Below are 25,374 nucleotides of genomic sequence, written 5' to 3'. Positions count from 1 at the left end.
TACCGGCGCGGTCTGCGCCGACCGTCCTATGGTGGTTCCGAGGGAGGGGGGCCGGTGGTGCGCGACAGGTCGAGAGCCGGCGTTGTGCGTTCGGTGGTGTACTTGCTGAGCGGTGTGCCAGTGGGCGTTGGCTGCCTGCTGGTCATCGTGACGACGGCTGGCGTGGGAGTGGCGTTGGCACCGGTGGCGATCGGGGCGGGTGCATTGCTCCTGCTGTGCCAGCTGGGAATTCCGGTCGCCCGGCTGGAGCGGCGCAGACTGCGGTGGGTCAGCCCCGTGCCGGTGCCGGTCGCCCTCCGCTCGTCGGGTGCGGGCGGCTGGTGGCACCGGTCGAAAGCCAGGTTGCGGGAACGGGTCACCTGGCAGGAGCTGGGTTACACCGCCTTCCTCGCCACCCTCCTGTGGGTGTTCGACCTGCTTGTCGTGCTGGTGGGCGTGGTGCTGCCCGGCGCGATGATCCTGGCACCGTTGGTGGTGGCGTTGTCTCCCGCCGAATGGGTGCCCTCCGGGGCCGCGATGGTGCAAAGCGGCCTCGCTTGGGTAATTGTGCCGCTCGGAGCGATCGCACTGGCGGTCGCCGTGTTCGTGCTGCCTGCGGCGGCAGGTGCGCGAGCCAGGGTCACCCGGGTGATGTTGGAGCCGGCACGCGGCGACGAGTTCGAACTGCTGGAAGTGCGGCGCTCGCGTGCCCGGATGGTGGACCAGCACGAGGCTGAGCGCCGCCGGATCGAGCGCGACCTGCACGACGGCGCCCAGCAGCGGCTGACCTCGCTCGCGATGATGCTGGGCCTGGCCCGTACCCAACTGGACGCCGGAAGCGGCCCCGGCGTGCTGGTCGACCGCGCCCACACGGAGGCGAAGCTCGCGTTGGCGGAACTCGGAGACCTGATCCGCGGCATCCATCCCAAGATCCTCTCCGACCGGGGGCTGGACGCGGCCCTCGGCGACTTGGCGGACCGGTGCGCCCTGCCGGTGCGGCTGGACGCCGCGGTCGGTACGAGACTGCCGGATTTGGCGGAGAGCGCCGCCTACTACGCCGTGAGCGAAGCCCTGACCAACGTCGTCAAACACAGCGGCGCGGATTGGGCCGAGGTCGTCGCGCGATACCAGGAAGGCGTGTTGCTGGTGGAGATCCGGGACAACGGCCGGGGCGGCGCCGACCAGCACGCGGACGGCGGCCTGACCGGGCTGGCCGACCGCGCGGCGGTGGTCGGCGGAACGGTGGCGCTGTCGAGTCCTCCCGGCGGCCCCACGGTGGTGCGCGTGCGCATCCTCAGCGAGCCCCTGCCGTGACCGGGCTGCGGATCGCGGTGGCCGAGGATTCGGTTCTGCTGCGGGAAGGACTGGTGCGAATCCTGGAGTTCCACGGCCACCGAGTGGTCGTCCAGGCGGGCACGGCCCCGGAGCTCCTTGCCGCACTCGGCCGGACGGAATGCGACCTGGTGATCACCGACGTGCGGATGCCCCCGGGAAACACCGACGAAGGACTGCGCGCGGCCCTGCGGCTGAGGACCACCCAGCCGACGCTGCCAGTGCTCGTGCTGAGCCAATACGTGGAGCAGACCTACGCGGCCGAACTCCTGAGCTCCGACTCCGCGGGAATCGGTTACTTGCTGAAGGACCGCCTTGGCGACATCGAAGTTCTCACCGACGCGATCCGCAGGGTCGCCGCCGGCGGAACGGTCATAGATCCTCAGGTGGTCCGCCAGCTGCTCGCCAGGAACCGGGAAAGCCCCGCCCTTTCCCGTCTGACAGTCCGCGAACGCGAAGTGCTGGACCACATGGCCCAAGGCGCGAGCAATGCCGCGATAGCCGACCAGCTCTCTGTTACCGAAGCGGCGGTGGCCAAACACATCGGCAACATCTTCGCCAAGCTGGAGTTGCCCGTCGCCCCCGACACTCACCGACGAGTCCTGGCAGTCCTCACCTACCTGCGCCAAGTACCCTGACGCACCTGTGGATCGGGTCCGGTCCGCGGGGTTCCTCAAGTCGGTCCACATGCTCGACCTGCGGCAACGGACGCGTGACAGACAAGGCACGCTCGCCGGCCCTGGCCCTGCGTCGGCTCTGCCTGATCGTCCTCGGGCTCGGGGACCTGCAGGTGTTGATCTCGGCGAGTTCGCCGGGAATGAGTGCGCGCTAGGGTGAGGGCAGGCGGCGGGTTTAGCGACTTTAAGCGGATAGGTCTGGAGGAGCGGGTAGGCGTTCGTCGTCGTGGACGGCGTGCCGGTAAAGACAGCGGCTGTGCGAGGAAGCTCTCCATGGTGTGGTCCGCACTGCCGGAATGGCTCCGTACAAGAGCCTTCGCCTGCGACACAGATCAGCGATCTGTTCGATCTCTGACGGAGTGGGTTCGTCGATGCGCCGCATACCTCAGAGGGTGTTGTGAAACCTGGTTGTTCGCTCGGTGTGTCGGTGGTGGTAGCGGCGTGGCGTGGTGATCATCGGGTGGGGTGTGTGTTTGTTCGTGTAAGCCGGTTTATGGCTCGTCGTTGACGGATGCGCAGTGGGCGGTGGTCGAGCCGCTGCTGCCGCGGACGCATCCGGGCCTGGGCGGGCGGCCGCGGGTCCACTCCCGTCGGCTGGTCGTGGACACGATCAGTTATGTGCTGGTCAGCGGGTGCGCGTGGCGGCTGGCGCCGCATGATCTCGCGCCGTGGCACACGGCGTACCGGGTGTTCGCGGACTGGACCGCCGACGGCACCTGGGCCCGGATCCACGACGCGCTGCGCGACGAAGTCCGCACCCGCGAGGGCCGGGACCCGCAGCCCTCGGCCGCGGTGCTGGACTCGCAGTCGGTGAAAACCAGCGAGGGCGGGGAGCAGGTCGGATACGACGCGGGGAAACGCGTGCGGGGCCGCAAACGGCACCTGCTGGTCGACACGATCAGGCTGCTGCTGAGCGTGATCGTGCACTCCGCCTCGGTGCAGGACCGGGCCGGGGCCCGGCGCATGCTGGCCGGGCTCCGGGCACGGTACCCGCGACTGGAGCTGGTGTGGGTCGACGGCGGGTACGTCAACTCCAAAGACACGACGCTGGTGGACTGGGCCCGCCGACAGGCGAACGTGGAGATCGTGGCGGTGCCCCGGAACGCGGATGTGCGAGGCTTCCAGGTGCTGCCCCGAAGATAGGTGGTGGAACGAACCTTCGGCTGGCTGACGAGGTGCAGGCGCTTGACCCGCGACTACGAACGCACAACCGCCCACGCCGAGGCCATGATCCAGTTCGCCATGATCCGGCTGATGGCCGCCCGCCTCGCCGACGAACACATCGAACCCCACGGCCCGATCGAAACCGAGGCCGCACGCCGCTTAGCGCAAGACCTCAACGACTGACCACCCAGGTTTCGCAACACCCTCTCAGGCTGCATTGGCCCGCGCCCAGCAGGACTGCCGTGCCGATGTGGGGGAGGGGCAGGTGGGAGGTGGCTGCGCTATTGGCGGAACCAGCGGTTCGAGAGGCCGGGGGAGGGCTGCCTCGGGGGCAGGACTCGACGAGGAAAGCCGACCATCCTTGTGCTGGGTGATCGGCTGCTGAGCGCTTTGGAGAAATCTCACCAGTTTGGTTCCAGCGGCGAGTCGCATGTTATTCACACGCTGCCAGTTACCTGCCTGATTCGCACGTTCCCTCATCATGCCTGGCGTATGATCGTCCAGGTCCGCAGTGCGTCCCTCCAGGGAGGCCGGTTGGCTGCGCAACTGCGGCGTGAGCGAGCGGGTGCCTGACCTCGGCCGGGGTTCGGAAGCGGGCGAGGCCAGATCGCAGGTACCGCCAGGGGCAAGCACCACAAGCATATTTCGAGAGCTTGACATGACGTTCAAACTCGGTTTGAGGGAAGCAGTGCGTTCGGTGCTCGGGGAGGAGGGGAACCGACTCCAACGATGCCTGAGCGTGTGCGGCGGTGCTGGAGCACGCGGGGAACCCCGCCGGTTGATCGCCTCGGAACGGTGTGCGCAGAGCGCGGTTCACGTAGTGGTCGCCCATGAGGTCGGCCATGACCCCTTGGATCGCAGTGGGAAGTGGTGGCTCGAACGAACGATCCTGGAGCGGAAGCCGGTGCCTGCGTCTTGAATCCGCCCACGAAGCCATTGCTGCGCGCGGGGTGCGCCGTCCGGCAGACGGTTACGGAGCCGACCGTCATACGATGTTCGATTGCTGCTGGTAACGGGTAGGTAGTCTGCCGCAGCTCACCGCTAATTTAAGAATGGTCGCAATGGCGGTTGGGTGCGTCAGAAGAACGAACAATTACTCGTATATGGCGAGTGTCTGATTCCCTCACTGGCATTCTATTTCTCGTTTGCGAGGTGCTCTTGAGAGTACAGGAGGTGCGTGCCCGTTCTTCGTGCACGTATCCATACTTTCGGTCCATTGTTCGGTTCCGTTCGCGGACTGTCGGGCGCCCGGCCAGCGAGTTTTCTGAAGGAAATTAAACTGAGCAATTTGTTTGAGGATGGAAATAGTGAATCTGATGCTGGCAAGCGAGGATAATTAGCGCAGGCTTTAGCCGTATCCTCTCGACGTTCCCGAGGTTTGGATGTCGGTGCAGGGACGTCGTCGCGCCGGGGCCTGCCTAGACTATGTGGAGCGAACTGGACCGAGCTGCGGCCGGTTTCGCTGGCTGCGCGAATGGAGGTCCGTCAGCTGTCTGGTCAACTGTTCAAGTAGGCCACCGGGCGAGAACGCTGCGAGTGTGGTCTTCGATGACCTGCGAGCAGCGTTTTCCGAAGACGAGATACTGTCGTATGTGCTTGGCCATCGCTTTCTCGGTGACGAACAGGCAGGTGGCGATGGTGCCGTTGGATCGGCCTTCGTCTATCAGTTTCAAAATATCCAGTTCGCGCGGGTTGAGAATGCCGATACTGCGCCTCCCGCGAGCGTGAACGAGCAGTTCGGTGACAACCTCGGGTTCACGGCGGTGCCGCCGCGGCGGCCTGGCGCACCGCGTCGATGAACTGGCTGAGGCCGAAAACTCTTTCCCCTGAGCAGATAGCCAACCGTGCCCAGCCGGGTAGACAGCAGCGCTCGGACATGCAGTGGCTTGATGCACTGGACAGGGCGTGCGCTGACAGCCTGGGATGCGCGCGCCGGGCGGCGATCACTGTCCTCGGTCATGGCGGGCGGCGTCCAAAAGTCTAGTGTGGAGATATTCGGTTGTGGCCGGATCGGCTCTCTGGTCCGGGTCCGTTGCCGACCGTGACGACGCCGGTGCGCCCAGGCGCTTTGAGCAGGTGGGTCAACCCGTCCTGCGGCGGCATCAGATCTTCACCGAGCGCAGCTCGCATCACTGCCTTCACCTTTGTCGAACTGGGGAACGTGATCAGCTTACTGCAGGAACTTCAGGAGTTGGCCGGTCAGGAACGCCGATCGCCCCTGTCTGTCGCTGCTGTCCGAGATCTTTTGCGCTGGCAAAACAGCAGAATTCGTACCAGATCGGCAGTCTTGACACTGCGATTCCGACCTGCTTGACCGATTGACTTGAAGGGATCACCATGTCGAATATGGAGTTGCATGGCGAAAAACCGGCTCGAATGTTTCTGTTAGGCCATTCGGACGTGCGAGGCATGCTCATGTGGAGGAATCGAGAAGCCGAGACGAGTTGATAGTTTGTATTGCGTTTGTGCGTATAACTATGTTGTTGATGCACGAGGAGGGGGGAGTGTGGCCGAGTCTTCGATTGTATTTCATAAAACTATTCTGGTCGACGACGAAGTTAAAACAGTGCCTTCCGTGGCGGAAGAAGTTCGCCGCCGGGCACCGGTTCGAGTGCCGATAAGAGAACTTCTGCCCGCTGACTCGCCGAGGATAAAAGGTGAGAACGACGATCACGTTCGAACTCTGGCTGAATCGGGTGCTGAATTTCCGCCGATTATTGTGCAGCAGGGCACAATGAGGGTGATTGACGGAATGCACCGGCTGCGGGCTCAGGTGTTGCGCGGTGCTGTGGATATTGAAGTTCTTTTTTTCGACGGGGACGAAACCGCGGCTTATATTCTCGGGGTGCGCGAGAACATCAGTCATGGTTTGCCCCTTTCGCTCGCGGACCGGACGGCGGCGGCGGCTCGCATCATCGCCTCCTATCCGAACTGGTCGGATCGGGTGATCGCCGCCGCTGCCGGGCTGTCGCCGCACACTGTCGGCGGGCTCCGGCAGCGTGCAACCGGGCATGACGCTCAGACGCACAGCAGGGTTGGCCGTGACGGTCGTGTGCGGCCGATCAACAGTGCGGGCGGCAGGGAGTTGGCTGCTCGCCTGATCGCGGAGAATCCGGACGCTTCGCTGCGTGACATCGCCCGCGCCGCGGGTCTCTCCCCGGGGACGGTCCGCGACGTTCTGGCCAGGATTCGCCGCGGGGACGATCCGGTGCCGCAACGGTTGCGCCGCGCGACCGATCAGTCCGGCCGCGGTCGCCGGCCGGCTGACGGCGACGGATCAACGGACCGGATCTTCGCCCAAGAGCGGGCGCTGGTCCTTCGCGGCCTGCGCGGGGATCCGTCCCTGCGGTTGAGCGGGGTGGGCCGGATGCTGCTGCGCTTGCTGGACGTCAATGCGGTCACCGAGCAGGAGTGGGAGCGGATCATCGACAACGTGCCTGACCACTGCAAGGAAACGGTGCTGGGGCTAGCCGAGGGCTGCGCGGAGATGTGGCAGAAGTTCTCGGAACGGCTGGCGGTCGAAAGGGCGGACGGGACGGCCGGATGACCCAGCGAGTTCGCTGCCCGGCGGGCGTGCGCGCCCGTTTCGTCGTTTGGGCCGGTCGTTTCGGGTGTGACCGGAAATGAATTCTTTCTGATTATTTCGCCTCACTGTTTTGTTGATTAGAAACCGAGTAGTGCTGGGTGGACTTTGCATGATTTCCTGGCTAAGATGAGATCTGCCAATCTGGTGCAGTGGAAATTCATGGTAAGTGTCTATTTAGTTATTCCTGGAATGGGGTAAAAATGAATTCAACTGGTCGTCGATGCGCTCTTGGGGCTTCCGTGTTTGCTTTCTCGTTCGGGCTGGTCGCGCTCGGGCAGTCCGTTGCTGCGGCCGAGCCGCTGGCCGGTCCGCAGGCTGTCACGGTGACACCGTCCACCGGTCTCAACAGCGGCGACACCGTCTCTTATGCGGCGTCCGGGTTCACCGGCAACGAGCAGGTGCGGGTCGGCGAGTGTGCGGATATAGGCAGTGACGTCGTGTGCGCGCAAGCTACATCGCAGCACGCGACCACTGACGCGAACGGTGGCCTGTCCGGCAATCTGGTCGTGACGAAGACCTTTCAGGGGGTGAAGATCGACGGAAGTCCGTACGGCTCGGTGGACTGTTCCGTTTTGGTGTGCGGAGTCGGTGTCACCAATGATTCGTTAAGCGAGCACGCGGCCGCGACGATCTCGTTCAACTGACCCGAGAAGCTGCTTGACTGCGCTGCTCCAGTCCATCGGCTGGGGCAGCGCCGTTTCTCCCGTTGGGCGGGCGGTTGGGCGATCCACGTGCGCGTGATCATCGGTGTCGCGTGCGTCCGCTGCCGTCAGACTGTTCTGAAGTTGACCGCGCTGTCAGTGTTTGGCTGCAATGATCTCCGTCGTTCTGCCCGATAGCCCGATTTGCGCTGGCGTCGGCTGAGCTTTCGGCTTCGTTTCGTCGAGTCGTGACGCGCATAATTTGGTAGCAAGGAATTCGCCTCGTTCGTTGCGGACGCAATCCGCCGGGGCGAGCTGGTGTACGCGATGCTCATCACCGTGTATGTGGTGCTCGACACCGAATTGAACGATACGCCTCTTACTGGACCCGATGGAAAGCCGTAGTCAAATGTGATTTTGGACCCGCGGTGCGGGTAGTACGGCGTCCGGGAAACTCACGCTCGTCGTGAGTCAAGGATTTCTGCCGTTGTCGGGATCGTCTGGTGTCGGCAAGGCGAGGGCGCTGATGCTTGTCCCGTGCGGCGCAGGTTCACTAGCGGGTAGCGTCACCGAAGGACGGCAACGCTTCTGAATTGGGATTCTTCATCGGAGCGTTCGTAGTCGAAGCAAGCTGAGGCCCCTCTGGGCCAAGGTCGGATCCTGGCATGAGCGCCAGTTCGCAGAAACTTAATCGGTTTGTCGCGATCGCGATAAGGCTGCTCGTCGGGCTCACCTTCCGGTTTAGGTTTGAGAACGTCATAAAGCTGGCCTTGAAAGCTTCAATTGCAGACGTTGTGGCATCGTTGGCGTTATCTGCCTGTCAATGTGGCGGTAGCGGCCGAGTGGACCGCGCTGATCCCGGGCGCTCGCGTACTGTTCGCCGCGTTCGTGCTGCTGGCGGCGGTGTTGGTGGCCCGAGGCATCCTCGCCAGGAGGCTGCGATCGGTCGGTCCGCTGTCTCCTGCATATGTGGAGCACGTCGGATTCACCCTGGTCGCTCTGCTGGATGCGTTCGTGGTGATCGCTGTGCTGAACGCGGGCGCGCCGGTCTGGCTGGTCGTGGCGAGCGGGGTTGTACTCGCTGTCGCAGGCCACTTCGCGCTCCGCTGGGCGAAGCGCGTTTTAGCTGGCAAGCAGGCGGAGCTCGTTCTGTGATCTATCGGCGCGCCGGTAACGGAACACTCCGCAACAACGAGAGTGCGTCCGCACTGGAACTGCCGGGCTCGGCCTGATAGACGATCAACTGCTGGCCGGGTGCGCTGCGCACGTCGAACGCCTGATATGTCAGCGTCAGCGGCCCGACCGCCGGATGCACGAGATGCTTGGGCTCGCGGGTTTTTCCGCGTACGGGATGGGTTTCCCACAGCGTCCGGAACTGTTCGCTGCCTGCGCTGAGTTCCGCTGCCAACCCCGGCAGGGCGGGGTCTCCCGCTGCTGTGCGCAGGTTCGCCACGGTGGCCTGGGCGGTCCAGTCCCAGCGGGCGTAAAACTGCCGTCCCGCTGGGTCTAGGAACGTCATTCTCGCCAGGTTGTCGGCTGCGGTGAACGGGGAGAACAGGGCGTCGGCGAGGGTGTTCGCGGCCAGGATGTCCAGGACGCGGTTGAGCACGAACGCGGGCGCGTGCGGATGGCTGTCCATGAGCTGCCGCAGTTCGGGGCTCACGGTCTGGGGCGCTGGGGACGGCAGATCGGGCGGGGCGGTGCCGGCGAGGCGGTACAGGTGTTCGCGGGCGTCGGGGTCCAGGTCCAAGGCGCGGCTGAGGGCGTCGAGCACCTGGGGTGACGGGCGGGTTTCGCGGCCCTGTTCCAGGCGGGTGTAGTAGTCGACGTTCACTCCGGCGAGCACGGCGACTTCCTCGCGGCGCAGGCCCGGGACTTTGCGTCGGCCGGAGTAGCGCACGTCGGCGTCCTCCGGGGAGCGTTGTGCGCGGCGCGCCCGCAGGAAGTCGCCCAGTTCCGTACTGCCCATGCCCATCAGGGTAGGCGGCGGCTGGGTGGGTGTGGCACGTCCTGCCAACGAGATCCGTCGCCGCTGAGACTGGTCGGCATGACGAAAGAACTGGCGGGAAAGACTGCCCTGGTCACGGGTGCGGCGCGCGGGGTGGGCGCGGCGACGGTCGCGTGGCTGCACGAGCACGGAGCACGGGTGCTGGCGACCGACGTCCGGCCTGCGGTGCGGGAGCTCGCCGATCGGTTCGACGGGGTGGCTGTGCTGGTCGGCGATGTGTCCGAAGAGGACGTCGCGGTGCGGTCGGCGGCCGTGGCGCTCGAGCGGTTCGGCGGGCTCGACATTCTGGTCGCCAACGCTGGTCGTTCGGTGAACAAACCGGTCACCGAGACGACTGCGGCCGATTGGGACGAAGTGATGTCCGTCAACGCCCGCGGAGCGTTTTTGCATGCGCGCGAGGCGTTTCGGGTGATGCGCGACAACGGCGGGGGAGCGATCGTCACTGTCGGCTCGTTCGCTTGCACGGTGGGGCTGGCCGAAGCGGCAGCCTACAGCGCGTCCAAAGGCGCGCTGGCGCAGTTGACGAAGGTGCTCGCGTTGGAAGGCGCTCCGCACGGAATTCGCGCGAATGTTGTTGCCCCGGGCGTGATCGAGACCGATTTGCTCGACACCTTCCGCGCCGACAGCCGGGCGTATCTGCGGTCCTTCGGCGACGCCCATCCTCTCGGCCGGGTCGCGCAGCCGGAAGAGATCGCCGAGGTGATCGGGTTCCTGGCCTCGCCGCGGTCCGCGTTTGTCACCGGCGCGGTCGTGGCTGCCGACGGCGGCTACACCGCGGCTTGATTTCCCTCCTGCGAAAGGAAAACACCATGCGGCTCAGCGGCAAGGTCGCGTTGCTCACCGGAGCGACCGGCGGGATCGGACAAGCCACCGCGGAATTGTTCGCGCGAGAGGGGGCCAGCCTGGTCGTCACCGATGTCGACCGGGCGGCCCTGGAGAAGCTCGCGGCGCGGCTGGAGACGGACGTGCTGGCCGAGGTGCTGGACGTGTCCTCGCCGGAGAACTGGCGCGAGACTGTCGAGCGGACTCAAGAGCGCTTCGGCCGCCTTGACGTCCTGGTCAATATCGCGGGGATCGTGGACTGGCCCGGGATCGAGGAAACAGCGCCGGATGCCTGGGACCGGGTGATCGCGGTCAACCAGACCGGGACCTGGCTCGGGATGAAGACCGCGATGCCGCTGCTGCGCGCCTCCGGCAACGGGTCGGTCGTCAACACTTCTTCGGTGCTGGGCCTGGTCGGCAGCGGCGCGGCTGCCGCGTACCAGGCGTCCAAAGGGGCGGTGCGGCTGCTGACCAAGACCGCCGCCGTCGAGTACGCGACGCGCGGGGTCCGGGTCAATTCGGTGCATCCGGGCGTCATCGCCACCCCGATGATCCAGGACCTGCTCGACGACCAGGGCGATCAGCAGCCCGACATCGTCCGCACGCCGATGCGCCGCGCGGGCAGCCCGGCCGAGGTCGCGTGCGCGATGCTTTTCCTGGCCAGCGACGAATCCTCGTTCGTCACCGGAACCGAACTGGTCGTGGACGGCGGGCTCACGGCGTACTGAAGCCTCATCTACTATATTCCATAGTAGATCGAGAGCGCCATGGCTCGCAGGAAGGCTCGCGGAGGGCTGGGCGCGGGTCTCGTCCTGGCCGGGTTCGCGGCCAGGACGCGTGGCGAGCGAGAAGGGCGAGAGCGCGAGAAAGCCGAGCAGCCCCGTGCGTACGCGCCGGTGACCGGCACGATCACCTCGAACTACGGCGGTCGCAGGGGAACGACCCACTACGGCTTGGACGTCGCGAACGCCATCGGCACTCCGGTCCGGACTCCGCTCGCCGGGACGGTTGTCGAGGCTGGTCCGGCGAGCGGGTTCGGGCTGTGGGTGCGCGTCCGGCATGAGGACAGGACCGTCACGGTGTACGGGCACATCAACCGTTACTCGGTTTCGGCCGGGCAGGTGATCGCCGAGGTGGGCGATCGCGGGCAGTCGGCGGGTCCGCATCTGCACTTCGAGGTCCAGGCGGCGGGGGAGCGCAAGACCGATCCGCTGCGCTGGCTGCGGGGCCTCGGCGTGCGGATCGAACCGGGCGGGTGACCCTCGGTGGACGTCCGACGGGGCGTGCGCGACAATACATGCACGTTTCACTATATGTCAGGGGCGGTGCGGTGTGAGCGAGCACAAGACGGGGCACGGCCACGGGCACGGGGTGGCGGCGGGCGCGGACCGCAAGTGGCTGGTGCGGGCGCTGGTGCTGATCGTCGGGTTCATGGCAGTCGAGCTGGTCGTCGGCCTGATCGCCGGGTCGCTCGCGCTGATCACCGACGCGGGCCACATGCTGACCGACGCCGCGTCGATCGTGCTCGCGCTGGTCGCGATCCGGCTGGCGGCTCGTCCGGCGAAGGGCGGGTTCACCTACGGGCTCAAGCGCGCGGAAATCCTGTCCGCGCAGGCCAACGGGATCACCCTGCTGCTGCTGACCGCGTGGTTCCTCTACGAGGCGGCGACCCGGCTGATCGATCCGCCGGAAGTCCAGGGCGCGCTGGTGCTCGTGACGGCGCTGGCCGGGATCGTCGTCAACGTCGCGGCGAGCTGGTGCATCAGCCGGGCGAACCGGTCGAGCCTGAACGTCGAGGGCGCGTTCCAGCACATCCTCAACGACCTGTACGCGTTTATCGCGACCGCGGTGGCCGGTGCCGTGGTGTGGCTGACCGGGTTCGCTCGTGCCGACGCGATCGCGGCGCTGGTGGTCGCCGCGCTGATGGCGAAGGCGGGGTGGGGGCTGGTCCGGGAGTCCGGCCGGATTTTCTTGGAGGCGGCGCCCGCCGGAATCGATCCGGAGGTGGTGGGCGAGCAGGTGGCGTCGGTGCCGGATGTGGTGCAGGTGCACGATTTGCACATCTGGCAGATCACTTCGGGCGAGCCCGCGCTGTCCGCGCACGTGCTGGTGCGGCCCGCGGCGGATTGCCACGCGGTGCGGGCGGGGATCGAGGAGATCATGCGGTCCCGGCATCGGCTGGACCACACGACGCTGCAGGTGGATCACGTCGATGAGGCCCGTGCCGAGCACTGCGAAGGGTCGCACGGGCCGACTTACCGGTTCACCGGGCGGAGCTGAACTCGCGAACGCAAGGAACCGCATGCAACCCACTCGCGGAAACAACCGCCGACGACGCGGGACGAGCGAGCCCTAGGATGCGTGGCGTGCAGGGACTCGGCGAGCTGGAATCGGCGGCGATGGACGTCTTGTGGCGCGCGGGCGAAGCGCGCACGGTCCGCGAAGTGCTGGAGGAGCTGAACCGGGACCTGGCTTACACGACTGTCCTCACCGTGCTCGATCATTTGCACGGCAAGGGCTGGGCGGAACGCGAAAAGCGCAGTCGCGCTTACTGCTATACGCCGGCACTCTCGCGCGAGGAAGCCGCGGCTCGGGCGATGCGGAATCTGCTTGCCGACGTCGGCGATCCCGAAGGGGTGCTGCTGCATTTCGCGCAGTCGGCGTCCGAGGGCGAGCGGGAGGCGTTGCGGCGCGGGTTGCGGAAGCGCTCGTGATCGTCTCCGCGGCGCTCGTCGTGGCTGCGGCGATGGTGGGATTCTGCGGACCGGCACTGCTGCGCCGGATGTTGCGGGCGCGGATGCGCGCACCGATGCGGTTTGTCGTGTGGATCCTGTTGCTGGGCAGTATGATCGCCGCTGGAGCCGGTGCGGCGGCGTTCGGACCAGGGCACGAGTCGGCGCGGCGGTTTGTCGCGTGGCTGCGGCTCGACACCTTGCGCCGCCACGAAGTTCTGCATCTGGACGAGGTGCTCGGCGTGTCCGGCGCGCTGTTCGCGGCGGGAGCGTTTGCGCTGGCATCGATCCGCCGGTACCGGCATCAGCTTCGGTGACATTTCGCGGCATTGTCGACGGTGTACCGGGCCAGGGCGGGAGTGTGGTGGCTGCCGTCGGAGGAGAAGCTCGCCTGCAGAATCACCGGAAAGCCTGATCTCGTCGTGCTTTCCGAAGGTCTCGCAAAGGATCTTTCCGAGCCGGAACTCGCGGTGGAATTGAGCGCGGACGCCGCGGCCGGCATGGACCGGCGATCGTCAGCGCGGCGTTGGAACCGGATGCATCCGGTGTGTTCGGCGGCTACGGCACTCCGGCTCGAGCACCTCGCCCGCGGTCATGGGAGTGCGCTGACCAGCATTCTCGCCCTCGCGACTGCGGCGTTACTCTCGGTGAGCACGGTCTCGCCGGAGCTGGGACGGCGACTCCCGCTCTGCTCCACGCCTGACCGCTATGACTACTATGTCCGTTAGTAATCGCGAACGGGGGCAGATCAGGTGCTGGGGCGAAAAACGCAGATCATCGCGGGGATCCTCGCCGGACTCGTGCTGACGGCGGGGTGCACGGCCGCGCCGGATCCGGGTCGTGGCCCCGGCGACGACAAGAAGAGCACCGCCGCCCCGGTGCCCGCGACCCTTGACCTCGGGCCGAAGGACGGCGCCACCGACGTCGCTCCCGGTGAGCCCGTCACCGCGGTAGCCGGAGGGTCCACGCTCAGCGACGTCACCGTCGCCGCCGCGGACGGCGCGGCGGTTCCGGGCGAGATGGACCCGGCGAAGCAGCGCTGGAACAGCAGCAAGCCGCTGGAATACGGCACGAAATACACGCTGACCGCCCGTTCCGTCGGCGCGGACGGCAATCCGGTGACCCGCACCAGCACCTTCACCACGGCGACCGCCAAAGCGCAGGCGTATCCGTCGGTGATCCCGCTCGACGGCGAGACCACCGGCGTCGGCATGCCGATCACGATCAAGTTCTCCGCGCCGGTCTCGGACAAGGCCGCCGCGGAGAAGTTGCTCACCGTCACGTCCGACAAGCCCGCCACCGGGGCGTGGCGCTGGTTCGGCGACGACGAGGTGCACTACCGGACCAAGGAATACTGGCCCGCGTATTCCACGATCGTCCTCGACATCAAGATCGCCGGCCGCGCGCTCGGCAACGGGGTGTTCGGCAAGGCCGACCGCAAGATCACGTTCAAGACCGGCCCGTCGATCATCTCGAAGGTGTCGGACAACGAAAAGCAGATGCGGACGTACAAGGACGGCCAGCTCGTCCTGACCTCGCCGGTCAGTCTCGGCAAGCCGTCGGCGCGCAGCGTTTCGGGCACCATGCTGATCATGACCGTGCAGTCTCCGTACACAATGGACTCCAGCACGTACGGCGTGCCCACCGACGCGCCGGGCGGCTACCGCACCACGGTCAAATACGCGCTGCGGCTCACCAACTCCGGCCAGTTCCTGCACTCCGCGCCGTGGTCGGTCCGGCAGCAAGGACACTCCAACACTTCGCACGGCTGTCTCAACGTCAGCGTCGAGAACGCGAAGTGGTTCTACGAGAACTCCCATCGCGGGGACGTCGTGACGGTCTCCGACACCGGAGTGGACCTCAAACCCGGCGACGGCTGGACCGACTGGCGCTTCAGCTGGGAGGAATGGCAGAAGAAGGTCTGATCCCGCCGGGGCGCGGCGCACCGGAGGATGCCGGTGCGCCGCCCGCGCGGATCAGACGGATTGGCGGGGCTGCGGCGAAAGCACGTCCTCTCCGTAGATGCCCTGCAGCCAGTTGGTCTGGTAGATCGTGTCGAGGTAGCGCTCGCCGAGGTCGGGGGCGACGGCCACCGCGGTCAGGTGGTGCGCGTCGTGTTCGGACAGCCAGCTGGTGGCCCCGCTGACGACCGTCCCGGTCGAGCCGCCGAACAGGAATCCGTTGCGCGCCAGCCGGTGGCACGCCCGGACCGAATCCGGCTCCTCGACGAGGACCACGTCGTCCACATAGGACTCGTCGAGGATCGCCGGGCGCACGCTGGTGCCCAGTCCCGGCAGCATCCGCCTGCCCGCCGGGCCGCCGAAGGTCACCGAGCCGACGCTGTCGATCGCGACGATCCGCACCGGACGGTGCCACTGCCGGAAGAACCGCGCGCAGCCCATCAGGGTGCCCGTGGTGCCCGCGCCGACGAACAGCACGTCGAGGGCGGGGAACGCGGCGGCGATCTCCGGCCCGGTGCGGTGGAAATGCGCTCCCCAGTTGTCCGGGTTGGTGTACTGGTTGAGCCACACGTAGCGCTCGTCCGACGCGCACAGCATGCGCACGTGGTCGATGCGCGCCCCGAGGAAACCGCCCTCGGGGCTGGGTTCGGTGATGATGTGCACCTCGTTGCCGAGCGCCTCGATGGCGCGGCGGGTCGCGAGGTTGCAGCGGGAATCGGTGACGCACAGGAACTTGTACCCCCGGCTCGCCGCGATCATGCTCAGCGCGACGCCGAGGTTGCCCGAAGAGGACTCGACGATGATCGAGCCCGGCCGCAGCAGGCCGTCGCGTTCGGCGGCGTCGACCATTTCGGTGGCGGCCTTCAGCTTGATGGAGCCGGCGAAATTGAAGCCCTCGCACTTGAGGAACAGCGAATAGCCGAAACTCCAGCGGAGGTCGACGTACAGCGCCTCCTCGTTGAAGGCTTCGGGAACGGTGATGACTGGCACAGTTTTCTCCTCGTCAGAAACAAAAGCTCAGGGGCGGACGGCGCTCAGCCATACCGGCGCAGGTCGTGGAAGAAGTCCTCGATGACGTGCAGTCCGCCGGCGTCGGACACTCTCTCGTGGACGAAGGCCCCGACGGCGAGGTCGAGGACGCCGAGCCCGAACGGGGAGAAGATCAGCGGCTGGCCGGCGGGCGGGCTGATCCGGCCGGACAGCACGTCGTCCAGGGTGCCGAGCAGGAAATCCCGGCTTCCGGTGCGCTGTTCGACCAGATGCGGCGAAGTGTTGGCCTTCAGGCAGTGGTCCACGTCGTCGACGATGTTCGCCGACGCCAGCAGGACTTCCGGGGCCAGATCGCGCAAGGAAACGTGCAGTACCAACGGATTGTGCGAGAACCACGAGGGATCGTGCACGTGCGGTTCGCCGGCGATGGTCGCGAAGATCACCAGATCGCTGTCGCGGATCAGGCCTTCGGCCGTGTCGTGCACGCTGATGTCGCCGGCGAACCCGGACTGCTCCAGGTAGCCGCGGAAACCGGCGGCGCTGTCGGCGTGCAGGTCGTGCACGTTGATTTCGTCGAACTCCCAGCCGGTCCCGGCGAGGAAGGTGTGGATGTAGCGGGCGATCAGGCCGACGCCGAAGAACCCGACCCGCCGGGGACGTTCCCGCGTCCGGCTGAGCCAGTCCGCGGCGAGCGCGGCGGAGGCGGCCGTCCTGGTGGCGCTGATGATGGAGCTTTCCAAGCAGGCGAAAGGATAACCGGTCGCGAGGTCGTTCAGGATCAGCACCGCCGACGCCCTCGGGATCCCGGCGGCGACGTTGCCCGGAAAGCTGGAAATCCACTTCAGGCCCGCGACGTTCGTCTTCCCGCCGAGCGAGGCGGGAAGGGCGATGATCCGGTCGGCCGGACGGTCCGGGAAGCGCAGGAAATACGAGGGCGGGTTGACCGAATCGCCGGAGCCGTGCACCCGGTAGGCGGTCTCGACGAGGTCGACGACCTCCCGTTCGCGCCCGGCCAGCGCCTGCTGGACCTGGGCGCCGGAGATCACCGCGAAGGGCGGCACGGCGACCGGCCCCGCGGACGCGGATCCGGCGGTGAAGGATTGCGTGGTCACTGGGTTTTCCCCTCGGCAGCGAGCGAGCAGTCGGAAAGTCGTACCGGGTCGGCGAGCCCGACGAGCACCTCGCGCGGGCCCTCGTAGGCGTCCCGGCTGTGCGCGGTGCGGACGTTGTCGACCAGGAGGAGATCACCCGCCTGCCACGGTTCGCGGACGGTGTGCTCCTCGTACACCTCGTTGAGCAGGTGCACGACGTCCTCGCCGATCGGGTCGCCGTTGCCGAAGCGGGTGTTGAACGGAAGCCCGTCCGCTCCGTAGATGTCGACCAGGTACTCGTGCACCTCGGGCGCCATCGTCCACTCGTTGAGGAAGGCGATCTGGTTGAACCAGCAGGGCTGCCCGGTGACCGGATGCCCGACGATTGCGTTGCGGCGCTGCCGGGTGCGCAGCCCGCCGTCGGGCTGCCATTCGAACTCGATCCGGTTGGCGCGGCAGTAGTCCTCGATCGCGGAGCGGTCCTCGGTGCCGAAGGCTTCGGCGACCGACGCCCCGATCTCGTCGTTGAAGCTGCGGGTGAGCAGCCAGCCGTCGCGCTCGAACCGCGCGCGCAGGTCCGCGGGCAGCGAGGCCAGCACGGCGGTGGAATCGCTGACCCCGGTGACGCCGCCCGAGGACGGCGGGCTGACGCAGGCGAAGAGCATCAGGCCCGGGAATTCCAGGGTGTAGCTGAGTTCGTGGTGCATGCACATCGGCTGGTTCGGCGGCCATTCCGTCGAGGAGTGCACCCCGCCGGGGTAGGCCGCGCGCGGCGCGAAGGCCTCCCGCTCGGTCATCAGCAGGTCGGTCAGCCTCCCGAACACGGCCGCGACCGCGGTCTGTTCGGCGAGCCCGAGACCGCGGACGAGCACCGCGCCGTATTCGGCGACGAGTCTTCGCACCGTCTCCCGGTGCGTGCTCGCCCAGCCGGCCGGGTTGCCGCCTGCCTCGGCCCGCAGCACCGCGGGCAGCCCGGGACAGAAAACCGGCTCGGGCGGGGACGTCTTGGGCAGGAACTTGGACAACGACATCGTGGAATCCTTTCGATTTCCGCCGTGGGATCGGGTCAGGAGGGGCAGGACGAGGAGCCGGACCGGCTGTCGATCAGCGCGGCCAGGTCGGCGAGCACCGGGTGCTTGGCGACGTCCTTGATCGAGACCGCGCGGTCGAGCGCGATCGCCAGTTTCACCGCGGACAGCGACGTGCCGCCCCGGCCGAAGAAGCTGTCCCGGCGGCCGATCTGACCGGACCGGACGCCGAGCACCTGCGCCCAGGCTCCGGCGAGCCGCCGTTCGGTTTCGGTGACCGGCTCGTCGTAGTCCTCTTCCGCCGCGTCGAGTTCGACGGCGAGCGCGGCGAGGTTCTTCTTGTCGATCTTTCCGTTGGCGGTCAACGGCAACTGCTCCCGCCAGTGGAAAGCCGAGGGCAGCATGTACTCGGGCAGCGCCGCGCCGAGCTGTTCCCGCAGCAGTTCGAGGTCGAGCTGCTCGCCGCTGGAGTAGAACGCGACCAGCCGCTTGCTCTGCCCGCGTTCGGCCACGACCACCGCGCCGTCGCGCACGCCGGGCACCCGCAGCAGCGTGTTCTCGATTTCGCCGATCTCGATCCGGAAACCGCGGATTTTGACCTGCGAATCGCGCCTGCCGAGGAATTCCACCTTGCCCTCGGGCAGCCAGCGGCCGTGGTCGCCGCTGCGGTAGAGCCGGGCGTCGGGCCGGTGCGGGTCGGTGGTGAACGCCCGCGCGGTGCGTTCCGGATCGTTGATGTAGCCGCGGCCGACGCACACCCCGGAGAACACGATCTCGCCGGGCGCGCCGAGCGGGACCGGGTCGAGCTTCTCGTCGACGATGTACACGCGCACGTTCTGCACCGGCGGCCCGAGCGGCACGCGCTCCCGCACCGGCGCGCGGTCCATCACCTCGTGGTTGGTGTCGTCCGAGGTTTCGGTGAGGCCGTAAGCGTTGACGAGCTTGATGTCCGGCATCGTCGCGAACCAGCGCTGCGCCAGTTCGGTCTTGAGCGCCTCGCCGGTCACCGACACGCAGCGCAGGTCGGGCAGCGCGACCGGGTTCTTGTCCACCGCGGACAGGACGACCTCGAGGTAGGAGGGCACGATCTGCAGCACCGAAACACCGCCGCTGCCGAGCCGGTCGACGAACCGGTCGGCGTCCAGGATCACGTCCTGTTCGATCAGCAGCGTCCGCCCGCCGACCAGCAGCGCGGAGACCAGCTGCCACAGCGAGATGTCGAAGCACTGCGGCGCGACCTGCGCCACCACCGAGTCCTCGGTGATGCCCAGGTCGTTGATCTTGGCGTAGAGATGGTTGACCATCCCGGCGTGCTCGCACATCGCGCCCTTCGGCTCGCCTGTTGAGCCCGAGGTGAAGTAGATGTAGGCGAGCTGTCCGGAATCGACGGCGATGCCGAGGTCTTCTTCGGAGTGGTCCTCCTCGTACGCGGCGTCCACGAACACGGTCCGCACGCCGGGCAGGGATTCGACGGCCTTGCGCAGCGTGGTCGTGCTGCCCTGTTCGGTCAGCACCAGCTCGCAGTCGGCCCGGCGCAGTGTGGTCGCGATGCGGTCGGTGGGGAAATGCGGCTCGATGGGCAGGTAGACGCCGCCCGCCTTGAACACCGCGAGCACGGCGGCCATCCAGTCCAGATTGCGTTCGGTCACCACCGCGACGACGCCCTCGCGGCGCAGCCCGCGTGCCACCAGCGCCCTCGCCAGGCGGTTGGCGCGCCCGTTGAGCTCCCGGTACGTCCACTTCCGGTCGCCGTGCACCGCCGCGATCGCGTCCGGGCGGCTGGCGACGCTGCGCTGGAACAGCTCGTGGCAGCGCAGATCCGGGACCTCGACGTGCGGCCCGGCGAGGCCTTCCAGCTGCAGCTTGAGTTCCGCGGACGACAGCAGGGTCGTTTCGCGGTGCGACGCCCTGACATCGGTGCGGATCAGCGCGAGCGCGCTCAGGTGATAGCCGAGAATGCGTTCGGCGCTTTCGGAATCCAGCACCTCGGTGCGGAAGCGCAGCCGCAGCGTCTCCAGATCCGGCGAGACGTCCAGCTGCAGCACGGTGTCCCCGGCGAGGTCCCCCGCGGTGCCGGTCGGGTCGAAGACCGTTTCGAACGGCGGCGCGGCGATGCCGAGTTCGGCGCGCAGTTCGTCGACCGGGAAGTCCCGCAGCGCACACGTCTGCGCGTCGATCTCCGCGGTGTGCTCGATCAGCTCGCGCCAGGTGCCGGGTTCGGTGCTCAGCCGGCAGGGCAGCGGCGCCCCGCCGGGCCCGGCGACGTAGCCGGTGCACACCTGCGGCTCGCCCGACAGCGCGGCGAGCACCTTGGCGTGCGCGGCGAGCAGCACCGAACTCAGCGGCACGCGCAATTGTTCGGCCAGCAGCCGCAGCCCGGCCGCGATCCCCCGGGGGATCGGCGTCTCGTGGTCGCCGATCGCGGAGCCGGGGTCCAGCGTCCAGCGCGGGACGCTGGTGCGGCCGCCGGCGGTGAGTACCTCGCGCCAGTGCTCGCGGCCCGCTCCCAGTCCGGTTCTCATGGGTCGTCCTTCCCGTGGTTGTCGTTGCTCCGTCACGATTTCCCCGCCAGCTGACGGCGGCGGGCCCGGATCTCGTGCGCGGGGTTCCCGCCCCAGTGCGCGCGGTCCGGGACCTCAGTGCCCTTCATGAGGAAGGAATGGGGGGCGAGCGTCGAGCCGTCGCCCATCGTCACGCCGTAATGCACCAGCGCGCCGGTGCCGACGACGCAGCCGCTGCCGATGGAGATGCGGTCCATCTTGTAACCGCCGTCCTCCTGCGAATGGCACTGGACGACGGACCCGATGTTGAGGGTGACGTCGTCTCCCATGCGCACCAGCGTCTTCTCGATGATCATCGCGCCGTCGTCGAACAGCCGCTTGCCGACCTTGACGCCCAGCAGCCGCCACATCACGCGCTTGAACGGGGTCCCGTCGAGCGCGCGGAAGATCGCGCCCGCCGCGGCCGCCTTCCAGAACCGTTCCTGCCGCCAGAACCGCCGGTCGTAGATCGAGCACGACACCGGACGCATCGGCCGGACGAACACCGTGATCCGTTCCACGGCGATGAAATAGAGCATGCCGTAGAGGAGCATCGCGGCCGTGTCGATCGCGAACAGCGGCGGGCCGATCAGGTCGTAGTAGACGTCCGAGGCCCAGGTGAGCAGCAGCAGCCCGTAGAAGAACAGCCAGTGGGACAGGGCGTACAGCAGCATGCCCCCGGCGTTGTGCCGGGTCTTGGCGGCCAGCCTGCGCCGGAATTCCTCCGGGGTTTTCGGGTGGTCGAACTGGCTGTCGCGCTCCACCGAGCGCGGGATTTCGAAGCTGGGGGAGCCGAGCAGGCCGACGCCCTCGCGCACCGGGCCGTCGAGCGGCACCAGGACCTTGGTGGCCAGCAGGCAGTTGTCGCCGGTCTTCGCTCCGGCGGGGTAGGCGACGTGGTTGCCGAGGAAGTTCTGCGCCCCGACGTGCACCCGCGACAGCCGGAACGAGGTGTTGGTGTACTCGGCGTTGATCACCGACAGGCCGTCGGCGACCATCGTGCCCGAGCCGGAGGAGAAGAGGTACGGGTTCTCGTATTTCTCGTCGAGGCCGAAGTTGGACCCGGTCTGTTCTTTCTTGGACACCTTGCAGCCCACCGCGCGCAGGTAGTGCACGATCGCGGAGCTGTCGCCGAAAAGCGTTTTGAAGAACCGCAGGTTGGTGAGCACGCGGATGGCGCGGTGCGCGGTGTAGCGGAAAGTGTAGAGGGGGTAGACCTCGCCGGGTTTGAGCGCGAGGTTCAGCAGCCGCGGCACGAACGTGACGATCAGGAAGCCGGTCAGCCGCAGGCCGAAGTACAGGATGAAGGAGACGACGAGGGCCTTCCAGTAGAACTTCGGGTTGCTGAAGTCCAGGACGGCCGTGCCGAGCCCCATCGCCGGGCTGAGGTTCGGCAGCGTGTTCAGCACGAAGCCGACCAGGCCGAGGACGGCCGGGGCCAGCAGGAGGAACGCGGTCAGGGCCTGGCGCACGGCGAACAGCGCCCGCCGGACGCTGCCGCAGGCCCGCGGTTCGACGCGCCGGTAGTGCACGTCGGCGGGGACGGCGGGGACTCCGTGCCAGCTCTGCCCGTCCGGGACCGTCTGCCCGGCGTGCAGGGACGAGGCGTGCCCGAGCTGGGCGTTGGCGCCGAGCCGGGTTTCGATGTCGATGACGGACATCTCGCCGACGTAGGAGTGCGCGCCGATCGCGACCGGGCCGGTCCGGATCACGCCGTCGTGTGCGCGGTAGGTGGTGAAGTAGGTGTCCTTGCAGATCACCGTGCCTTCCCCGATGGCGAGCAGATCGGTGCACACCGGGACGAAGCGCGAGAAGATCGTGACTCCCTTGCCGATCTTCGCGCCCAGCGCGCGCAGGTACAGCGAGTAGAGCGGGGAGCCGACGAACAGCGGGACCAGCGGGTTCCGCTGGACGAGCGTCTTGACCACCCAGAACCGGACGTAGCCGAGGCTCCACGTGCGGATCTCTCCCGCCTTCCAGCGGCCGACGAGGATCCATTTGAGCGCGATCGGAAGGGTGCACAGCACCGCCAGCACCACGGCCCCGAAGGCCACCGAGCGCAGGTAGTAGTCGAGCACGCCGGTGCCGGCCAGAATCCAGCCGGTGCCGACGCCGAGCACCTGGGCCACGAGATAGGAATAGGCGAAGAAGATCAGCAGCTGCAGCGTCCCGCAGCCGAAGTATTCGAGCCGGCTCGCCCTCTTCGGCGGCTCGGCGGGAGCAGGCGCCGGCGCCTCGGCCGGGATCTCTTCGGTTTCGGCCAAAGCGGAGACGAGACTGGCGATGGTCGGATTCCGGTAAATGTCCTTGATGGAGACGGCGGGAAGATCGGCACGCTTGCGCACTCGCGCGCAGAACTGTGCCATCACGAGCGAGTTGGCCCCGAGATCGGCGAAGAAGTTGCTGTCGACCGACACTTTTTCCTGCCCGGTGACATCGGCCATCACCTGAGCAAATGCTTCTTCGGTGTCGGGTGCCGGACCGGGGCGGGCGGTCGGGTACTCGGTGAGATCCATATGCCTAATGATCGGTGGATGTAACGCCGACGTAACCTACGGACGTCGGAGTTGACAATTTCGTGACCTGTTCGATGCGAGTCCCGGTTGACAAATGCGGCACGAGCCGGGATTGAGGTCTAGACCACGTAAAGAACCATTAATCTGGCAAAGGGGACCTATGCCGTGAATACCCTTTATTTTTCAACAGCCAGTGGCGGTTGTCGACGGATCCGGGACGGTCCGGCGAAGGGTTCCGGGGAAGCCTGATCGTCGTCGTGCATTTACCGCAAACCGATCCTCCGCACGGGCGATGTTACCAGGATTTCCCCGCTTTCGGGGGCGGAATTCCCCGGTTGGTGGAGGTGGGACTGCTCCGCTGGGGTGAAATCCGTGGCACGACGAGTGGCGCGAAGTCGCTGTGCGGAGGGGGTCCGGCGCGGCGGGCGGGGCTCGTCGTGCTCGCTGAGGGCGCCCGTCAAGTTTCCTTGGTCCTCGAATTCGGTGACATTCCGCGCCGGACCGGAATATGCAAGTGCTGCTTCGCGGGATTGATGGCACTTTCGAGGGAATTGTCGTCTCGCGTCGTGGGTTTGTGCCATCGAGGTGATGTGCGCGGCAAACGGATGATTTCGTTGCGCTGTTCGGGGGGTGTCGGACTGCTCTGCCGGGGATTCGTCGCAGGTGCTTCGGCTGGGGCGGTGCCTGCCGGAAGGCCCGCGGGGCGCTTCCCGGGAGGAAACGGCCGAGAGCGGTATTTCCGCGTCCGGCGGCAGGTGGGGCGAGGCGTCGGTCCGGTAGTGGTGATTATGTCGCTTCTTCTGGGTTTCCGGCTGTATTGAAACATTTTCGTGTTGTCCGGATTTCCTGGATCGCGCCAGGAGGAAAGGGGGAGTTGGCTGTCCCGTCCGCCCTGGGATTCGGGTGATGCGGCAATGTTTGATGTTGCATTTACGAAAACGATTACCGTTTGGACGTGCACGCCTCCGAAACCCGGCTCGCCGCCTTGGTGTCCGGACAGCCGTCACCGGCGACGCGCCCTGGCCGCGGCATCGATCGGCCACGTGCCGGTAGAACGCCTCCGGGAGCCCGGCGACGGACTCGCGCCTTGCGACCGGCCGATCCGGCGACAGTGTTCTGGACTTCGGACTCGACGGCGGTGGCCTCGCCGCACCGGGCAGCCACTCGGCTGGTCGCGGCGGGCGGATGCGTCCGCTGGGTCCGGCTGCTGTCACTCTCTGTGCCGTGGTGACGTCGGGACTGTCTTCGGCCTGGAACTGTTCGCCGCTGTCGTGGACGCAGCATCCCGCTGGGCCGCGCGGTCGCGGGCACCAGCGTCGCGGTGTGGGACGGCACCAGAACGGTACCGGCCGGTGAGCGCGGAGAAATCGCGCTCACCGGCGACGGCCTGGCCCTTGGCTGCCGTTACGCGTCGGAACGCATCGCTGCCGTCCGGGAACTCGCGCCCCAGCGAGCTTGTCTGACCGGCGACTGCGGCTCGGTCGACGAACCCGGCTTGGTGTGGCTCGAGGAACCGGCGGATGCCGCGCGCCGCGCTACCACTGTCCGAAGTGGACCGTCTCGCTTTCCGGCTTCCGCCTGCGAGAGGCCGGGGAGGCGCCTGCGGAAATCTTGGCGTCGGCGTCGTGGCCGATGGCGATCGCGCCGACCGGTTCGTGGCTCTCGGGCACGCCGAATTCGGTGCGCACCTTGGCGAAATCCTCCGCGCCGATGCCGAAGTACACCGCGCCGAGCCCCTCGTCCACCACGGTCTGCAGGATCAGCAGGACGGCCATGCCGGTGTCGATATACCAGAACGGCACCGGCCAGTGGTCCTCGCTGCGGTCGGTCCAGCCCTTGTCCGGCTGGGCGTAACGGTCGAGGTAGACGTCCTTCACCGAAAACGGGATCACGATCACCGGCGCGGCCTTGAGGCTCTCGTCCAGCGTCCAGGACTCGAGGATGCCGGCGAACCGCCGCACGTCGTCGCCCTGCAGGACCAGGAATGCCTGTCCCTGCGAGAACCCGGCGGAGGGTCCGCGCAGCGCGTTGCGCATGATTCGCCGGAGGCTGTCCTCGGACACCGGCTCGTCGGTGAACTTGCGCACCATCCGCCTGCGCCGCACGACTTCCTGAAACTCCATCGCTGCCCCCTGGAGGAAGTTTGGGGGGGTTACTGTAGCGGGTTTCTCTCGGGTTTGGGTTGGTGGTGCGGCAGGACTGTGTTTGATGGCGCCGGCTTCGCCGTCGCGGGCGGGATCGCCTTTAAGTCGGCGTGGGGGGGGGGGGGAAGGCCCGGCCCGGAGGGGGGGGGGGAGTGGTACCCCC

20 protein-coding genes and 1 pseudogene are annotated in these 25,374 nt (G+C 67.1%); 14 read left to right on the top strand and 7 right to left on the bottom strand.

The genetic code is table 11. The annotated features are described in order from the left end of the window. The first annotated feature begins 54 nt into the window (after positions 1-54). From ACZ7OI_RS17895 to ACZ7OI_RS17865, 7 genes and pseudogenes are all read left to right on the top strand, one after another. The gene (locus tag ACZ7OI_RS17895; RefSeq protein ID WP_470265311.1) at positions 55-1,293 is read left to right on the top strand and encodes a sensor histidine kinase; all 1,239 of its coding nucleotides are present in this window, start codon (positions 55-57) and stop codon (positions 1,291-1,293) included. 5 nt (positions 1,294-1,298) lie between these two features. Beyond that, the gene (locus tag ACZ7OI_RS17890) at positions 1,299-1,949 is read left to right on the top strand and encodes a response regulator transcription factor (protein ID WP_470265973.1); all 651 of its coding nucleotides are present in this window, start codon (positions 1,299-1,301) and stop codon (positions 1,947-1,949) included. Between the two features lie 504 nt (positions 1,950-2,453). Continuing rightward, positions 2,454-3,335 (top strand): annotated as a pseudogene (locus tag ACZ7OI_RS17885) (IS5 family transposase). 1,355 nt (positions 3,336-4,690) lie between these two features. After that, positions 4,691-4,951: a hypothetical protein gene (locus ACZ7OI_RS17880; RefSeq protein WP_470265310.1), complete on the top strand. Its 261-nt coding sequence runs from the start codon at positions 4,691-4,693 to the stop codon at positions 4,949-4,951. A gap of 707 nt (positions 4,952-5,658) precedes the next feature. Continuing rightward, complete coding sequence (locus ACZ7OI_RS17875) at positions 5,659-6,699, top strand: winged helix-turn-helix transcriptional regulator (protein WP_470265309.1); 1,041 nt, start codon at positions 5,659-5,661, stop codon at positions 6,697-6,699. A 278-nt stretch (positions 6,700-6,977) separates the two neighbouring features. Continuing rightward, positions 6,978-7,382, top strand: a complete 405-nt coding sequence (locus ACZ7OI_RS17870) for an enediyne antibiotic chromoprotein (protein WP_470265308.1) — start codon at positions 6,978-6,980, stop codon at positions 7,380-7,382. Positions 7,383-8,204: 822 nt separating this feature from the next. Further along, positions 8,205-8,534 (top strand): hypothetical protein, encoded by a 330-nt coding sequence (locus ACZ7OI_RS17865; RefSeq protein ID WP_470265307.1) that lies wholly within the window; start codon positions 8,205-8,207, stop codon positions 8,532-8,534. Between the two features lies 1 nt (position 8,535). Here the strand turns inward: ACZ7OI_RS17865 and ACZ7OI_RS17860 are convergent, their stop codons facing one another. Continuing rightward, complete coding sequence (locus ACZ7OI_RS17860) at positions 8,536-9,348, bottom strand: helix-turn-helix transcriptional regulator (RefSeq protein ID WP_470265306.1); 813 nt, start codon at positions 9,346-9,348, stop codon at positions 8,536-8,538. 78 nt (positions 9,349-9,426) lie between these two features. On the opposite strand from ACZ7OI_RS17860, the gene ACZ7OI_RS17855 reads away from it, so the two are divergent. The 7 genes from ACZ7OI_RS17855 to ACZ7OI_RS17825 all read left to right on the top strand — a co-directional run bounded on the left by ACZ7OI_RS17855 (position 9,427) and on the right by ACZ7OI_RS17825 (position 14,866). Then, positions 9,427-10,170, top strand: a complete 744-nt coding sequence (locus ACZ7OI_RS17855; RefSeq protein ID WP_470265305.1) for an SDR family NAD(P)-dependent oxidoreductase — start codon at positions 9,427-9,429, stop codon at positions 10,168-10,170. Positions 10,171-10,196: 26 nt separating this feature from the next. Further along, a complete protein-coding gene (locus ACZ7OI_RS17850; protein WP_470265304.1) occupies positions 10,197-10,937 on the top strand; it encodes an SDR family NAD(P)-dependent oxidoreductase in 741 nt (246 codons plus the stop codon). Positions 10,938-10,976: 39 nt separating this feature from the next. Next, on the top strand, positions 10,977-11,468 hold the full coding sequence (locus tag ACZ7OI_RS17845; protein ID WP_470265303.1) for a M23 family metallopeptidase: 492 nt from the start codon (positions 10,977-10,979) through the stop codon (positions 11,466-11,468). Positions 11,469-11,541: 73 nt separating this feature from the next. Beyond that, complete coding sequence (locus ACZ7OI_RS17840; RefSeq protein WP_470265302.1) at positions 11,542-12,489, top strand: cation diffusion facilitator family transporter; 948 nt, start codon at positions 11,542-11,544, stop codon at positions 12,487-12,489. An 86-nt stretch (positions 12,490-12,575) separates the two neighbouring features. Continuing rightward, a complete protein-coding gene (locus ACZ7OI_RS17835) occupies positions 12,576-12,923 on the top strand; it encodes a BlaI/MecI/CopY family transcriptional regulator (protein WP_470265301.1) in 348 nt (115 codons plus the stop codon). Beyond that, positions 12,920-13,258: a hypothetical protein gene (locus ACZ7OI_RS17830; RefSeq protein ID WP_470265300.1), complete on the top strand. Its 339-nt coding sequence runs from the start codon at positions 12,920-12,922 to the stop codon at positions 13,256-13,258. The genes ACZ7OI_RS17835 and ACZ7OI_RS17830 overlap by 4 nt, the downstream gene beginning before the upstream one ends. A gap of 435 nt (positions 13,259-13,693) precedes the next feature. Further along, the gene (locus ACZ7OI_RS17825; protein WP_470265299.1) at positions 13,694-14,866 is read left to right on the top strand and encodes a L,D-transpeptidase; all 1,173 of its coding nucleotides are present in this window, start codon (positions 13,694-13,696) and stop codon (positions 14,864-14,866) included. Positions 14,867-14,917: 51 nt separating this feature from the next. On the opposite strand, the gene sbnA is transcribed toward ACZ7OI_RS17825, so the two are convergent. From sbnA to ACZ7OI_RS17795, 6 genes are all read right to left on the bottom strand, one after another. Next, complete coding sequence (gene sbnA / locus ACZ7OI_RS17820) at positions 14,918-15,892, bottom strand: 2,3-diaminopropionate biosynthesis protein SbnA (RefSeq protein WP_470265298.1); 975 nt, start codon at positions 15,890-15,892, stop codon at positions 14,918-14,920. A 44-nt stretch (positions 15,893-15,936) separates the two neighbouring features. Continuing rightward, positions 15,937-17,004, bottom strand: a complete 1,068-nt coding sequence (gene sbnB / locus ACZ7OI_RS17815) for a 2,3-diaminopropionate biosynthesis protein SbnB (protein WP_470265297.1) — start codon at positions 17,002-17,004, stop codon at positions 15,937-15,939. Beyond that, positions 17,001-18,014 (bottom strand): TauD/TfdA family dioxygenase, encoded by a 1,014-nt coding sequence (locus tag ACZ7OI_RS17810; protein WP_470265296.1) that lies wholly within the window; start codon positions 18,012-18,014, stop codon positions 17,001-17,003. Before ACZ7OI_RS17810 ends, sbnB begins: the two co-directional genes overlap by 4 nt. Positions 18,015-18,049: 35 nt before the next feature. Beyond that, positions 18,050-20,533 carry a non-ribosomal peptide synthetase gene (locus ACZ7OI_RS17805; RefSeq protein WP_470265295.1) on the bottom strand — a complete coding sequence of 828 codons (2,484 nt, stop codon included), beginning with the start codon at positions 20,531-20,533 and terminating at the stop codon, positions 18,050-18,052. Between the two features lie 32 nt (positions 20,534-20,565). After that, positions 20,566-23,067: a Pls/PosA family non-ribosomal peptide synthetase gene (locus ACZ7OI_RS17800; protein WP_470265294.1), complete on the bottom strand. Its 2,502-nt coding sequence runs from the start codon at positions 23,065-23,067 to the stop codon at positions 20,566-20,568. A gap of 1,535 nt (positions 23,068-24,602) precedes the next feature. Then, entirely contained in the window at positions 24,603-25,190 is a 588-nt protein-coding gene (locus ACZ7OI_RS17795; RefSeq protein ID WP_470265293.1) for a nitroreductase family protein, read from the bottom strand. Between the last annotated feature and the right edge of the window lie 184 nt (positions 25,191-25,374).

The sequence above is a fragment of the Amycolatopsis sp. NPDC114503 genome (assembly GCF_055633655.1).
The sequence above is the reverse complement of the archived record's forward strand: the minus strand, read 5'-3'. Positions and strand labels throughout refer to the sequence as shown.

Excerpts from the sequence above, each read along its gene's own strand:
- ACZ7OI_RS17860 (WP_470265306.1), bottom strand. The coding sequence starts at position 9,348 with ATGGGCAGTACGGAACTGGGCGACTTCCTGCGGGCGCGCCGCGCACAA.
- ACZ7OI_RS17855 (WP_470265305.1), top strand. The coding sequence starts at position 9,427 with ATGACGAAAGAACTGGCGGGAAAGACTGCCCTGGTCACGGGTGCGGCG.
- ACZ7OI_RS17850 (WP_470265304.1), top strand. The coding sequence starts at position 10,197 with ATGCGGCTCAGCGGCAAGGTCGCGTTGCTCACCGGAGCGACCGGCGGG.
- ACZ7OI_RS17845 (WP_470265303.1), top strand. The coding sequence starts at position 10,977 with ATGGCTCGCAGGAAGGCTCGCGGAGGGCTGGGCGCGGGTCTCGTCCTG.
- ACZ7OI_RS17810 (WP_470265296.1), bottom strand. The coding sequence starts at position 18,014 with ATGTCGTTGTCCAAGTTCCTGCCCAAGACGTCCCCGCCCGAGCCGGTT.
- ACZ7OI_RS17805 (WP_470265295.1), bottom strand. The coding sequence starts at position 20,533 with ATGAGAACCGGACTGGGAGCGGGCCGCGAGCACTGGCGCGAGGTACTC.
- ACZ7OI_RS17800 (WP_470265294.1), bottom strand. The coding sequence starts at position 23,067 with ATGGATCTCACCGAGTACCCGACCGCCCGCCCCGGTCCGGCACCCGAC.
- ACZ7OI_RS17795 (WP_470265293.1), bottom strand. The coding sequence starts at position 25,190 with ATGGAGTTTCAGGAAGTCGTGCGGCGCAGGCGGATGGTGCGCAAGTTC.